This is a genomic window from Lacrimispora sp. YZC11, assembly GCF_057543815.1.
This window is the reverse complement of the sequence record NZ_BAAJYQ010000016.1, coordinates 278,407-293,086: the sequence shown is the minus strand read 5'-3', so window position 1 is coordinate 293,086 and position 14,680 is coordinate 278,407. Positions and strand designations below refer to the sequence as shown.

Below are 14,680 nucleotides of genomic sequence, written 5' to 3'. Positions count from 1 at the left end.
TTTATTGAGAATTGGTCTCTGTTGTTTCTGCTTCTGAGGAAGCCGTCTCCTGGATAGCTGTTTCCTCCTGGGAGGCTGCAGCTTCTTCCTTCATCATGTCAGATTTTAGTTTCGTGATAACCAGAACCTCCTGCAGGCTGTCAAACTTTGCAGCCGGAATTAAATAACCTGATTTGGTGACGTTGTTGGTATCATTGGTAATGCCGGAAGCATACCCAACCAGGATGCCGGGCAGGAATACGGAACTGATGTTGGAGGTTACGATCTTATCTCCGTCTTTCACATCGCTTTCCTTTAACGCATTGGTGATCCGGAGCCTTCCTTCCTTAAACAGGGTTAAGTCACCGGCAACGATGCAGCTGTTTCCGGACTGCATGGCCATGCCGCTCACACGGCTGGAATCATCAATAATGGAACGGACGGTCGCATAATTCGCCCCCACATCCGTGACAATGCCCACTAAGCCGCCCCCGGCCACAACATTCATATCCGGGGCAATGCCATCCTTTGAGCCTTTGTCGATACGGAATATCTGGAACCAGTTGCTTGAGTCATTGGCAATGACCCTGGCCCCTACCTTTGTATATTGCCCGTACTCCTGATCCAGGCTGTAAAGCTGGCGAAGCCGTTTTAATTCAAATTCTTCTGACTGAAGCCTGGTGTTTTCCTCCGTCAGCTGTGTGATAATATCCTTCATCTCTTTGTTTTCATTCAGTGCGTCATGAAGCTTTGTATAATCGATAATTTCATCATAAATGGCCGAGCCAACTGCATTAACACCCGATTGCACCGGGATAAGTAAATAACCCACTCCGGTCCTAAGGGGCGTCAGCCATTCGTCACGAATGGAGGTCAGCCCGATCAGCAGGACACAAAATACTGTTAAAGCAATAAGAACATATTTGCTGCGCTTTGATTCCATCTATAAGATTCCCCGTTCCTTCAAACTGATATAGGAATTATCTCCTATGATAATGTGATCCAACAGCCGGATGCCAACCAAATCTCCTGCTTCCTTTACCCTGCGGGTGAAGCTTAAGTCTTCCCTGCTGGGGGATGGATCTCCGCTTGGATGGTTATGGACCAGTACCAGGCTTACTGCATGATATTTCATAGCCTCAATGAAAATCTCCCTGGGAGAAACCGCGGAAGAATTCACCGTTCCCTGAGAGATCATAATGTCCCTTATCAGGGCTCCTTTTGTATTCAGGAGCACGATATAAACCATCTCCTGTTCTTTATGGCGCATGTCCTCCACAAAGTAATTTACAATATCAAGGGGATTGCTAAATGACTCGCCATCGGAGCGGGCGGCTCTCTTCCAGATGCGTCTGGAAAGCTCTCCCACGCATAAAAGCTGGGCACCTTTGACAGCTCCGATTCCCTTAACTGACATCAGCTCCGGCATTGAAAGATGCAAAAGCCCTAAAATACCCTCTTTGGGATAATTTAAGGCCAGTATCTTCTGTGCCAGCACCAGGGAGTTGCTCTCCCTGGAACCTGTGCGGATAATAATAGATAAAAGCTCCGCATCACTTAAGCCTTCCGGCCCCTCCTTTAAACACTTTTCATAGGGCCGTTCATCCGCAGGAATGTCTTTCATCGTTATTCGTTTCATATGCCTCCTGACCGTTACTCTCCAGGCACTTTAAGAAAGGACATATGTAGGGTAAAGCGGTTATTCGCAATCCGCTTTGTTACTTGCACATGAACGCAGGCGTTCAAATAAACCGATACGTAATGAGGGCTGCCGCCACTCCTATAATGCCAGCCATGGTGATTTTAATATTAATGCCAAAGGTAATTACCAGAATTCCGAGATTGACGATCAATGGGGTGTCAAATCCAAAGGATTGTCCCGCGTTCAGCCAGGACAGCCAGGAAATTCCCCGGGTCAGATCTCCGACAAAGCCTCCGAGAACTACGCCAGCCAGCATAAGAAGAAGCAGTACCCAGCAGTTTTTGTATTTCATCTGCTATGCTACCCCTTTTGGTTTTATGACAGGATTGTCCATACCTATCAAATCATTCTAACATAGTTTTGCAGTTGTGTATACCGTTTTTTTATAATTCGCCTCCAAGGTTAAGTGAATATTCTTACACCCGGATCAAACCTATTTCCAAAAGCTTTTGCACTGACATTAAAATTCCCAGCTTTGCATGGTACCAGGTAAGACCTCCCTGAAAATAAACCGCATAAGGCGGTTTGATAGGTCCGTCGGCGCTCAGCTCAATGGATGAGCCTTGTACAAAGGCACCTGCCGCCATGATGACAGGGGCGTCATAACCCGGCATATCCCATGGTTCCGGTGTGACAAAACTGTCAACAGGGGCTGCCGCTTGTATTCCCTGGCAGAAGGCAATGACACCTTCCGGCTTTCCAAAGGTAACAGCCTGGATAATATCATGGCGGGACTGGGTACCGTCGGGCACCACGGAAAAGCCCAGCTTTTCATAGACATTGGCAGCAAAAACAGCGCCCTTTAAGGCTCCTGCCACTACGGTAGGCGATAAGAATAGTCCCTGAAAAAAGGACTGGTTAAGGCCCAGAGTGGCTCCAACTTCCTTTCCAAGGCCAGGTGCTGTCAGACGGTAGGAAGCCCGGTCAATGCAGTCTGCTCTTCCTGCAATGTAGCCGCCGATGGGGGCAATGCCACCCCCCGGATTCTTTATGAGAGAGCCAACCACCATATCGGCTCCTACATCGGACGGTTCAATCCGTTCAACGAATTCCCCGTAACAGTTGTCAACCATGCAGATCACATCCGGCTTCAGCTTTTTCACGAAGGAAATCAGTTCTCCGATCTGGGAAACCGAAAAGGTAGGACGGGTATCGTAGCCTTTGGAACGCTGGATGGTGACCAGCTTTGTTTTTTCGTTCACTGCTTTTTTAATGGATTCGTAGTCAAAGGTTCCATCGGCCAGAAGGTCCACCTGCCGGTATACCACTCCATATTCTTTTAAGGAACCCACACTGTCCCTGATGCCGATCACTTCTTCCAGTGTATCATAAGGCTTTCCAACTGGTGAGAGCAGCTCATCGCCAGGGCGGAGATTTCCGGAAAGGGCAACGGTCAGGGCATGGGTCCCGCTGATCAGGTTCGGCCTTACGAGAGCGCTTTCCGTATGGAATACGCTGGCATAAACTGCCTCCAAAGTGTCACGGCCCAAGTCATTGTAGCCATAGCCTGTGGTTGCCGCAAAATGGATGTCACTGACCCGGTTCTCCTGCATGGCTTTAATGACCTTCATCTGATTATATTCGGCCGTTTCATCGATCTCTTTAAAACGTTCCTTTAAAGTTTCTTCGATTTCTTTCCCGAAATCCATAACCTGACGGCTGATTCCCAGGTTTTCATACATTTCATTTATTTCCATTATTTATTTTTCTCCAATCCGTACATCTCATATGTGTCCTGTAATATTTTTAAAAGCACTTTTTCCAAGTCATTGTTAAAATCAGGAAGATTCAGCCATCTTACATCCCGTTCCCGTTTAAACCAGGTGATCTGGCGCTTTGCAAAATGCCTGGTGTCGCGCTTCAGAACATAGAGGGCTTCTTCCAGTGTATATATTCCCTGCAAATAATCCAGGATTTCCTTATATCCAAGGCCCTGCATGGAAACCATGTCCCTGGTTAAGCCCATGTCCTTTAAATGCATTACCTCTTCTACAAGTCCCTGCTCAAACATGAAATCCACGCGCCGGTCAATCCGGTCATAGAGACAGGCCCGGTCCGTATTTACTACATAATAGAGGAAATCATAAGGAGACTTTTTCTGCCTTTCCCGTATGTTGTGCTCAGAAATCCGCTCTCCGGTCTGCCGGTAATACTCAATTGCCCGGATCACCCGTTTCATGTTATTCTCATGGATCCGGGCGGCGGAATCCGGGTCAATGTCCCGGAGAAGGCTATGAAGAAACTCTGCGCCTCTCTCCTGTCCCAGTTTTTCCAGTTCCATGCGTATGGAGGTATCTTCTCCGTTTTCCGTAAAATCAATATCATTCAGAAGGGCCTGGATGTAAAAACCGGTTCCTCCGGCCACAATGGGAATATGGCCATGAGAATAAATCTCTTCCACGGCTTCCTTGGCCATCTCTTGAAAAACTGTCACATTAAATTCCTCTTCCGGATCAAGAACATCGATCAGGTAATGAGGAACACCTTCCATTTCTTCTCTTGTAATCTTTGCAGACCCGATATCCATATGGCGGTACACCTGCATGGAATCAGCACTTATAATTTCTCCTCCGATTGCCTTTGCAAGACGGACCGACAGAGCGGTCTTTCCCACTGCCGTCGGCCCCGTTATAATAATCAGCGGTCTCATCATACGATCCTCTTAAATTTCTTCTCTAACTCATATTTGCTCATGGAAATAATCGTTGGCCTGCCGTGAGGGCAGGCATAGGGATTTTCCAGGCTCAAAAGCTGGTCGATAAGCCCGTTGGCTTCCGCAGCAGATAAGCTGTGTCCTCCCTTTACTGCTGCCTTGCAGGACAAGGATGCAACCCGCGCATAAATGATATCCGGGTTATGGGATGAGCCATCCTCGGACAATCCATCTATCATCTCGATTAAAAGTTCTTTTTTTGCTATGGAAAACAGGTTGGCAGGAACCCCTCTGACTGCATATTCCCTGCCGCCAAAGGGCTCGATTTCGAAGCCCATATCCGTAAAATATTTTAAATGGCGTTTTAATAAAACTTCTTCATTTTGGTTTAAAGTAAGGATGATAGGGGGGCTTACCAGCTGGGAAATGCATTCCATTTCTTTAAGTGTTCCCATGGTTTTTTCATATAAAACCTTTTCATGGGCGGCATGCTGGTCAATAATAAAAAGTTGTTCGTTAAACTCCACCAGCCAGTAGGTATCAAACAGCCGACCGATGAGCTTGTGCCTGGTCCGGGCCTTTGGTTCCAGAAGCTTTCCGTCAAACAGATCCAGTTGTTCCGGCACCTTTTCACTTTTAGGAATCACATCCTGGGCTGGAACCTCCGCCAGTCTGTTAATGGCCGGTGTCTGTGGTTTTAACCAGTTCTCCGACAGCTCATTCCTTTCCTTTACAAAGGAAGGCTGGGGCGGAGTTAATCTTTTAGGAAAAGAATCGGCAGTTTCCTTCTTTTCTTCCGTGACAGCCTGTTGTTCCATAGCCATAAGCCGGCGCTTTTCAAAAGGCTCCGGGCTGGGTTCGAATTTTTTTCCGGCAAACCCCTGCTTTTCCTCCCTTTTCTTCTCTAACTCCACCTCAGGAATCAGCTCTTTGTGTGCCAAAGCACCTGATACTGCCTGATATACCATGTGATAGACCATTTCCCCATCCCGGAACCGAAGCTCCATCTTGGTAGGATGGACATTTATATCGAGCATTTCCGGTTCAATGGAAAAATGAAGCATGGTAAAGGGATATTTATGCTGCATCATAAATGGCCGGTAGGCTTCTTCAATTGCCCTGGAAATAATGCTGCTTTTTATGTACCTGCCATTGATGAAATAGTTTTCGTAATTACGGTTGCCTCTGGCGATCACCGGTTTCCCGATGTAGCCATGAATGGAGATCTGATCTTTTTTCACCGTAACCTCCAAAAGGTTCGATGCAATCTCCCGTCCAAACACTGTGTATACAATATCCTTCAAATTATGATTTCCGGAAGTGTGAAGTTTATTCTGGTTGTTCTGAATAAATCGGATGGATACTTCCGGATGGGAAAGTGCCAGTTTTTCCACCAGTTCCGCCACATGAGCCCCTTCTGTCGCAGGTGTCTTTAGAAACTTCTTTCTGGCCGGAGTGTTGTAAAACAGGTTCCTGGCAATAAAGGTGGTCCCTTCAGGTGCTCCGATCTCTTCTACGGACCGTTCCTCGCCACCGTCGATCTGATATCTGGTTCCGGTAAGCCCTACGCTGGTCTTGGTAATAAGTTCCACCTGGGAGACGGCAGCAATGCTTGCAAGAGCCTCTCCCCTAAATCCAAGAGAGGAAATGGTAAACAGATCCTCGACGGATTTGATCTTGCTTGTGGAATGGCTCAGAAAAGCAAGAGATACTTCCTCTCTTGGGATTCCGCAGCCATTGTCGGTCACCCGGATAAAGGTGGTTCCCCCTTCTTTTATCTCCACGGTAATTGCGGTGGATTTAGCGTCAATGGCGTTTTCCAAAAGCTCCTTTACAACGGAGGCAGGACGTTCTATGACCTCTCCTGCCGCTATTTTATTAATAGTGTTCTGATCCAGTACGGTTATATTCGGCATGGCACTTGCTCCTTTTTCTAGGGCGTTTCAGAAAACTGCTTGTCCCAGGATTTGCAGCACAAATCTTCCGAAAAGCGGAGTGTGCAGATTTGGGTAATGAGTTTGCAGATACGCCTTACTGCCAACGGTTCTTTAGTTTAGTCTGCAGACGGTACAGGGTATTGAGTGCGTCAATGGGCGTCATGTTACCCAGCTCTATATCGCCTAATTCCTTGATGATGTCATCATCCTTTACGGTATCAAAGATGGACATCTGCTGTAAATCTACTTCATCCGGCTTGGGAACAGCCTTTCTCTGGGTAATATTGGCGTTGATCCCTGCAATTTCCCTGGCCTTGGCTGTGATGTCGGCATCGCTTAATTCCAACAGCAGCTCCTTGGCCCTTATAATGACGGTATCCGGTACGCCGGCCAGCTTTGCCACCTGAACGCCGTAGCTTTTATCAGCTCCGCCCTTTATGATTTTTCTTAAGAAAACAATATCGTCGCCCTGTTCCTTTACCGCGATGCAGTAATTATTCACCCCGCTCATGGTTCCTTCCAGCTCGGTCAGCTCATGATAGTGGGTGGCAAACAGGGTTTTTGCTCCCAGGATTTTCGGATTGCTGATGTGTTCCACCACGGCCCAGGCAATGCTGAGACCGTCAAAGGTGCTGGTACCCCGACCGATTTCATCTAAGACGATCAGGCTGTTTTTTGTGGCGTTCCGGAGGATATTGGCTACCTCCGTCATCTCCACCATAAAAGTACTCTGGCCGGAAGCCAGATCATCAGAGGCGCCTACCCGGGTGAAAATCCGGTCGCAGATTCCAATGCTTGCCTCCTCTGCAGGAACAAAGCTTCCGATCTGGGCCATAAGGACAATTAACGCGGTCTGGCGCATGTAGGTAGACTTTCCTGCCATGTTAGGGCCGGTGATGATGGAAACCCTGTTTTTTCCGTTATCCAGATAGGTATCATTGGAAACAAACAGATCATCCCGCATCATTTTTTCCACGACAGGATGGCGTCCGTTTTTAATGTCGATCAGTCCCTTTTCATTGATCTGGGGCTTGACATAGTTGTTCCTTGTGGCTACAGAGGATAAGGAGGCCAGGACATCGGCTCCTGCTATGGCTCTTGCGGTCTTCTGGATCCGGAGAACCTGGTCTGCCACCGAATCCCGGACTTTACAGAATAAACTGTATTCCAGGGAAAACAGCTTGTCCTCAGCGCCAAGTATTACATTCTCAAGCTCCTTTAACTCATCGGTGGTGTAGCGCTCCGCATTGGCAAGGGTCTGTTTACGGATAAAGTAATCGGGCACAAGATCTTTAAAGGAATTGGTTACTTCAAAATAGTAGCCGAATACTTTATTAAATTTTACCTTCAGGTTTTTGATCCCGGTTTTTTCTTTTTCCCTTGCTTCCAAATCAGCCAGCCAGTTCTTGCCCTCTGTTTTGGCGCTTCTCAGTTTGTCGGCTTCCTCATGGAAACCATCCTTAATGATTCCGCCGTCTCTTAAGGTGACCGGCGGGTCGTCAATTATGGCATTGTCAATCAGTTCCCTGACATCCTCTAACGGATCCAGTTCTCCCCACAAGTCCTTCAGCATGTCACTGGTGAATTCCTCTAAAAGATTCTTGATGTGCGGAAGCATTTCCAGGGAGCTTTTAAATGCGATCATATCTCTGGGATTGGCAGTCTTATAGCTGATCCGTCCGATCAGACGTTCCAGGTCATAAATAGGATTTAAATATTCGCAGATCTCTTCCCTTGAAATGAAATTCATATTCAGCTCTTCAATGGCGTTCTGGCGTTTTATGATCTCTGATTTATGGATCAAAGGCTGTTCTATGTAAGTGCGCAGCATTCTGGCGCCCATGGCCGTTTTCGTCCGGTCCAGGACCCAGAGAAGGCTTCCCCGCTTCTGCTTTTCCCTTAAGGTCTCCAAAAGCTCCAGATTCCGCCTGGTAGAAGTGTCAATAATCATGAATTGCCCGGTGGAATAAGGGGTAATGGTGGTTATATGGGAAAGGCTGTTTTTCTGGGTCTCGTACAAGTACTCCATAACTGCCCCGGCAGCTATAACTCCGGTGTCATAATCTTCCAGCCCGAGTCCTGTAAGTGCGCCTACCTTGAAGTGTTCTTTTAGAATTTTCCGGCAGACTTCATCGGAAAAGAAATGATGATCCAGAGATGAAATGACCGCCTGGTGACGGTTCTTTATTTCCTCAACATCCACCCCGGAAACATAAAATGCTTCGTTGCAGATGATTTCGGAGGGGGTAAACTTATTAATCTCATCTATCAGTTCCCGCTCCGATTCTACCTCTGTTACAAGAAAATCACCGGTGCTGATATCCGCAACTGCGATCCCAAAGGTTTCGCCGATATAGACGATTCCCATCAGGTAATTATTTTTTGTTTCATCAAGAGCCTGTGTGCTTGTGATGGTTCCAGGTGTTACCACACGGATAACCTCCCGCTTTACCAGACCCTTGGCAAGTCTGGGGTCCTCCATCTGCTCGGCAATGGCAACTTTATAGCCTTTCTGGACAAGACGGTTTAAATATGTATCAACGGCATGGTAAGGAACGCCGCACATAGGCGCCCGTTCCTCCAGTCCGCATTCTTTCCCGGTTAAGGTGATTTCCAGCTCTCTTGATACGGTAACCGCATCATCAAAAAACATTTCGTAAAAGTCCCCCAGCCTGTAAAACAGGATACAGTCCGGGTACTCCTTTTTTGTTTCCATGTAGTGGGTCATCATTGGTGACAGTCCAGCCATGCTCTTTCACTTCCTTTTTCTTCTGTTTATGGTCTTAAAGTTCCCATGTAGTAAAATCCTCTGGATTCATCCAGATATACGTCCACGATTTTTCCAATAAGAGAAGAATCCCCTTTAAAATGAACAGTAGTGTTATTGCTCAAGCGGCCGGTTAAAAGACCTTCCTCATGATCATTCACTTCTTCTGCCAGTACCTTCTGAACGGTGTGTTCCTCTCTTCCGCAGACTTCGGAGGAGATTTTCTGGACTTCAGCCAGCAGACGGTCAAAGCGGTTCTTTATCACTTCTTCCGGTACCTGCTCCTCCATCTTTGCCGCCGGTGTACCTGTACGCTTGGAGTAGATAAAGGTAAAGGCGCTGTCAAAACGTACCTTTTTCACCACTTCAAGGGTTTCGTTAAAATCCTCTTCCGTCTCTCCCGGGAAACCTACAATGATATCAGTGGTCAGAGAAATATCCGGAATGGCTGTCCGGATTTTTTCTACAAGCTCCAAATACTGTTCCTTGGTGTATTTCCGGTTCATGACCTTTAAAATACGGCTGCTGCCTGACTGAAGAGGCAGGTGAAGATGGGTGCAAACCTTTTTTGAATTTTTCATGGCTTCGATCAGATCGTCTGACAAATCCTTTGGATGGGAAGTCATGAAACGAATCCGCTCCAGGCCATCTACCTGGTCAATCTGGGTCAGGAGTTCCGCAAAGCTTACGGGTGTTTCCAGATTTTTTCCATATGAGTTAACATTCTGTCCCAAAAGCATGATCTCCACAACGCCGTCATCTGCAAGCTGTTTTACCTCTTCCAGAATGTCTTTTGGGCCGCGGCTCCGTTCCCTGCCGCGCACATAGGGCACGATGCAGTAGCTGCAGAAATTGTTGCAGCCAAACATAATGTTAACGCCGGATTTAAAAGGGTACTTACGGTCCGTAGGGAGATCCTCCACAATCCGGTCCGTTCCTTCCCAGATGTCTACAACCATCTTTTTTTCTTCCAGACGTTCATACATAAGCTCTGCCAGTTTAAAAATGTTGTGAGTACCGAAAATAATATCCACAAAGCGGTAGCTTTTTTTAATCTTGGCAACTACTTTCTCTTCCTGCATCATGCAGCCGCAAAGAGCGATCATCATGTGAGGATTTTTCTTTTTTAAGCTGTTTAAATATCCAAGACGTCCGTAGACTCTGTCATTGGCATTTTCTCTGACTGTACAGGTATTATATAGAACAAAGTCTGCCTCTTCCGTATCGGTTTCTACAAAGCCGATTGCTTCTAAAATTCCTTGAAGCTTTTCAGAATCTCTGGAATTCATCTGGCATCCAAAGGTAGCGATGTGAAAGGTAAATTGTTCTTTTCCTGATAATTCTTTTAATTTATCAAGAGTTTCCCGGTAACGCTCTATAAAATAGTACTGTCTTGCAGGTTCTTCTTTTGGTGCCTGGCTGAGGGCTTCCTCATAAGTCAAATTTATATAATCCATTTGCGTAACCTCTTAATTTTTATTCGGTTTTCCCATTATATCATAAATATTTTTTATTGCAAATAACAAAATGGGCTTTTCTGGTTGAAATACCCTTCTGGTGTACAGGGTGTGAATGCCCTGTCCTCTGTGGGTTTTATAACGAATGCCGATAATTACGTAGTATGGATTAAGCTGTTTCTTCAGGCAGCAGACGATCTAACATTCGTTTTTTAAAGTGAAATCATCTTCACCACTCCGGTTGCCACCTTCCCGGTAAATGCATCGTCATGCTCCACAAGCAGCATGGTCGGCTGGAACTTAAGGATTAAATCCTCAATCTGGATCCTGGAATATACATCAATGAAATTAAGAGGTTCATCCCAGATATACAGATGGGCCTGCTCACAGAGGCTGCGGGCAATAAGAACCTTCTTCTTCTGTCCTTCGCTATAGGATTCCATGGGTATTTCCAACTGTTCCCTGGAAAAGTCCAGCTTGCGAAGAAGCGCCTTAAACAGATGATCTTCGATACCGCTTTCCCGGGAGTATTCTGTCAGGCTCCCTTTTAAAAATGAAGTATCCTGAGATACATAGGATATCTTAAGACCGCTGGGTATTTCCTCGTATCCTTCAAAGGAAATATTCTCCCCCGTAAGTTCGCTGCCGGCGACCAGCTTCAAAATGCTGGATTTTCCACAGCCGTTTTTCCCCTGCAGGGATATCCTTTGTCCCTGTTCCAGGGTAAAGCTGACCGGTTCGCAGACAGGCCCTTCATAGTATGGAACAACCTCTTTTAATGAAAGAATTCTGGCCGAGCGGTACTTTAAAGGATAAAGCTTAAGATTTTCCGCATCTTCTATATTTTTCAGCAGTCCTTTTTTATCCTCAATGGCACGGTCCTGCCTGTGTTCCAAATTCTTTCTGCGCATCTGCATACGCCGGGATTTTTCGCCTACATAGGCCCTAGTATCAATGGATTTTTCACGGACCATGGATTTTTTACCGATCTTTGTTGATTCCACCTGGTCCGCCCAGTCCCCTGATTGCCTTGCGGCCGCCTCCAGATGACGAATGTCCTTTTTTAACCGCTCGTTTTCGGACCGTTCGAATTGGTCCTGCATTTGTTTGTTCTCATACCAGGAGGTGAAATTGCCTTTCTGAACTTCAATATTGGTTTTATTTATGGACAGAATATGGTCCACGGATGCATCCAGGAATTTCCGGTCATGAGACACCAGGATAAATCCCTTTTTGCTGTTTAAATACTGGCTTACCAGTTCTCTGGCCTCCCGGTCTAAATGGTTGGTAGGTTCATCGATCAGCAGAAAATGGCCTTCTCTTAAGAAAAGAGCAGCCAGCAAAACCTTGGTCCTCTCTCCGTTTGATAATGTGAAAAAGGGCCGGTACAGAACATCCTCAGAAACCTTTAATCTGGACAGCTCTCTCTTAAGCTCCCAGAATGGATATTCTCCAAGGAGAGAATTCAGAATTTCCAGAGTTTCCAGCTCCTCATCCGGCACTGGATAAGGGAAATAGTCAAACATGACATTTGAAACAATGGTTCCTGTGTATTTAAAACGGTTCATCAGAAGATTTAAAAACGTGGTTTTTCCTCTTCCGTTCCTTCCTGTAAAACCCAGCTTCCAATCCGTATCGATCTGAAAGGAAACGTGCTCGAAGACGGGACTTGGGCTTCCATTCCTCCATTCAGGCAGGAAATAAAATTTCCGCACAAAAAACGACTGCAAGAATCCTTTTTCTCACAGCCGTTTGCATCAAAACAAGCCCATCGGGCCGTTTACGAAATATAAAAGGTATGAGAATGAAATAATATTCTTGCATAAACAGGCATGACAAAAAAAAGACAATGTCCTTTCCTTCTTAATCATGCAGTTACTTTAGCAAGAAAATTATTTCATCCTTTCACCTCATTTCGTTTTATATGCCCGAAGTCTATCATAAATATAAAATATTGTCAAATAATAATCAGACAATGCAAGAGATAATGCATAGTATACACGAATACCCCTTAATTAGCCCGTCCTGTAATGGTAATTTCTACCCGTCGGTTTTTTGCTCTTCCCTCATCCGTATCATTGGAGGCGATGGGATTGTAATGAGAATTTCCCTCAATGGACATCTTAGCCGGCTCCAGTCCCATAGCAGTCATCTGGTTTAAGACTGCCACTGCCCTATTTACGGACAATTGCCAGGAATCCGCTTCATTAGCAGCATCATAGTGGCCTAAATCTGCCGTATTGCCAGTAATCGTAATGTGATTGATGTCACCGTAAATGGCCTCTAGGCTGCTGCTGATTTCCTGAATGACCGGCTTGCTGTCCGGAAGCAGGATGGCTGTGTCCGGCTGGAACAGCATGGCATCCTTTAAATGAATGCTTACGGCTGATCCGTTGGAAGATACATCGACCATCTCCCCCAGATTGCGCTCGGCGATATAAGCTTTCAAGGCCAGGTAGACATTGTCTAAATTATCCGCAGAAACAGAAATATTGTCTCCTGTCGCAGAACTGTTCGTCTGACCTGTATGGTTTAAAACCTGCTCCAGCCCGTGTGACATCTCTTTTAGCTTCATCGTATCAACTGAGCTCATGCCATACAGGATGATAAACAAAGCCAAAAGCAAGGTAATCATATCAGAATATGTAAGAAGCCAGCGCTCCGAATTGTCTTTTTCTCCTTCTGATTCAAGGATTCTTCTGCGCATCCTTTATTCCTCCCAATTTTAGTTTTCAATTCCCTGTTTGTATCGTTTGGCTCCATCTGAAAAAGCCTGGAAATAAAGGGCGAGTTCATTTTCAATATTTCGGGAGGTATTACCGCTGGCAATCATGCAGACGCCATCCACGATCATTTCTTTTTGAATATGCTTTCTCTTAAGCTGCGTTTTTAATTTGTTCGCAATTGGCATGTAAATGAGATTGGCGAAACACACACCATAGAGGGTTGCCACAAACGCAGTACCGATGGAACCTGCAAGCTCTGACGGATCCTCAAAACCGGAAGCAAGTACCATGATCAGTCCCATAACGGTACCGATAACTCCCATGGTAGGAGAAAACCCCGCAGCAGCCTCAAATACACTTGCCTCAATGCTTTTTTGCTGAACATAGGCTCTGATATCAGATTCCAGGGTGTACTGGATGGATTCCGGCGTCTTCATTTCCTGTATAAGAACCAGGCCTTCCTTAAGAAGCAGATATTCCTCCTGATTCAGTTCCGGATCCCTGCTTATATTTTCCAGGCAAGTGACTCCTTCCGCCCGGTAGCGGGTTGCAATCATTGATATTTTGGCAATCATTTTTTCCATACTGGCGGAATGGGGATGCTTAAAACTTCGAAACATGGCCCGCATAGCCATAGCTATATCATTGAGGGAATAGGATGCAATGACAGCGCCGGCTGTTCCTCCTACCACTATAATGAAAGGGCTTAAGAGAAACAGAGAATATATGGCGCCTTTTTCCAGAACAAAACCTGTCAAAAGAGCACCGATTCCGATGAAGATACCAATAAGCAGTGAAAAATCCATAACTTTTCTCCTTTGTAACTAGTATTTGTAACATCATTAATTCTATCATATAATGAGGAATTTCAGATGCTAAAATATTGCTAATATTACAACGAGATTTAGTTATGGATTTTTGTCTTATAATGCTGCAAGGTCCAGGGGAACACGTATCTGGTTACGTTTGCATTTTACCGCTCATTGATTAGTTTAATGAAATCCAGTACCTCATCGGCCGGAACCATCTGGGCCGTAATTGTAACTCCCTGTTCCGACAGATACAGAAAATCTGTAATATCTTCTTCTGATACACTGACGGCCTTTTTTAACATTCGGGTGTTCTGCTTACCTCCCATATTTCCCACATTCACTTTATCCATGTGGAAGCCCGCATCGTAAAGCCTGCATATCGTTTTTGGGCTTTTGGCAACCAGGAAGACCCTTTCCCCTTCGTATTTTTCGGCGCACAGATTAGCGGCAGCCTTTTCTACGGTAAGAATTGACAGCTTGCACTGCTTCGGGCAGGCCAGCTTAAGAGCCTCCTTATTAATTGTATCTTTTACAACCTGATCATCGACCACCATAATCCTGGTTGCTCCTGTAACCTGGCTCCAGACAGTTGCTACCTGTCCGTGAATCAGACGGTCATCAATCCGGACATTTACAATCTCCATCAT

Annotated in this window: 12 protein-coding genes; all 12 read right to left on the bottom strand. The window is 45.9% G+C overall.

The window, feature by feature from the left end; translation table 11 throughout:
- Position 1: 1 nt before the first annotated feature.
- The 12 genes from mreC to AC27IJ_RS16620 all read right to left on the bottom strand — a co-directional run bounded on the left by mreC (position 2) and on the right by AC27IJ_RS16620 (position 14,680).
- Positions 2-922 carry a rod shape-determining protein MreC gene (gene mreC / locus AC27IJ_RS16675; protein WP_312443493.1) on the bottom strand — a complete coding sequence of 307 codons (921 nt, stop codon included), beginning with the start codon at positions 920-922 and terminating at the stop codon, positions 2-4.
- Complete coding sequence (gene radC / locus AC27IJ_RS16670; protein ID WP_312443494.1) at positions 923-1,618, bottom strand: RadC family protein; 696 nt, start codon at positions 1,616-1,618, stop codon at positions 923-925.
- A 103-nt stretch (positions 1,619-1,721) separates the two neighbouring features.
- A complete protein-coding gene (locus tag AC27IJ_RS16665; protein WP_312443495.1) occupies positions 1,722-1,973 on the bottom strand; it encodes a DUF4321 domain-containing protein in 252 nt (83 codons plus the stop codon).
- A 124-nt stretch (positions 1,974-2,097) separates the two neighbouring features.
- The gene (locus tag AC27IJ_RS16660) at positions 2,098-3,378 is read right to left on the bottom strand and encodes a methionine gamma-lyase family protein (protein WP_312443496.1); all 1,281 of its coding nucleotides are present in this window, start codon (positions 3,376-3,378) and stop codon (positions 2,098-2,100) included.
- Entirely contained in the window at positions 3,378-4,334 is a 957-nt protein-coding gene (gene miaA / locus AC27IJ_RS16655) for a tRNA (adenosine(37)-N6)-dimethylallyltransferase MiaA (RefSeq protein ID WP_487149812.1), read from the bottom strand. Before miaA ends, AC27IJ_RS16660 begins: the two co-directional genes overlap by 1 nt.
- The gene (gene mutL / locus AC27IJ_RS16650) at positions 4,331-6,250 is read right to left on the bottom strand and encodes a DNA mismatch repair endonuclease MutL (RefSeq protein ID WP_487149810.1); all 1,920 of its coding nucleotides are present in this window, start codon (positions 6,248-6,250) and stop codon (positions 4,331-4,333) included. Before mutL ends, miaA begins: the two co-directional genes overlap by 4 nt.
- A gap of 115 nt (positions 6,251-6,365) precedes the next feature.
- The gene (mutS, locus tag AC27IJ_RS16645) at positions 6,366-9,020 is read right to left on the bottom strand and encodes a DNA mismatch repair protein MutS (RefSeq protein ID WP_312501627.1); all 2,655 of its coding nucleotides are present in this window, start codon (positions 9,018-9,020) and stop codon (positions 6,366-6,368) included.
- A gap of 26 nt (positions 9,021-9,046) precedes the next feature.
- Complete coding sequence (miaB, locus tag AC27IJ_RS16640; RefSeq protein ID WP_312501625.1) at positions 9,047-10,495, bottom strand: tRNA (N6-isopentenyl adenosine(37)-C2)-methylthiotransferase MiaB; 1,449 nt, start codon at positions 10,493-10,495, stop codon at positions 9,047-9,049.
- A gap of 212 nt (positions 10,496-10,707) precedes the next feature.
- Positions 10,708-12,210 carry a ribosomal protection-like ABC-F family protein gene (gene abc-f, locus AC27IJ_RS16635; protein WP_487149807.1) on the bottom strand — a complete coding sequence of 501 codons (1,503 nt, stop codon included), beginning with the start codon at positions 12,208-12,210 and terminating at the stop codon, positions 10,708-10,710.
- Between the two features lie 296 nt (positions 12,211-12,506).
- Positions 12,507-13,202: an OmpA/MotB family protein gene (locus tag AC27IJ_RS16630; RefSeq protein WP_312443503.1), complete on the bottom strand. Its 696-nt coding sequence runs from the start codon at positions 13,200-13,202 to the stop codon at positions 12,507-12,509.
- A gap of 18 nt (positions 13,203-13,220) precedes the next feature.
- Positions 13,221-14,027, bottom strand: a complete 807-nt coding sequence (locus AC27IJ_RS16625; protein WP_312443504.1) for a motility protein A — start codon at positions 14,025-14,027, stop codon at positions 13,221-13,223.
- Positions 14,028-14,194: 167 nt separating this feature from the next.
- Positions 14,195-14,680: a PTS sugar transporter subunit IIB gene (locus AC27IJ_RS16620; RefSeq protein WP_312443505.1), complete on the bottom strand. Its 486-nt coding sequence runs from the start codon at positions 14,678-14,680 to the stop codon at positions 14,195-14,197.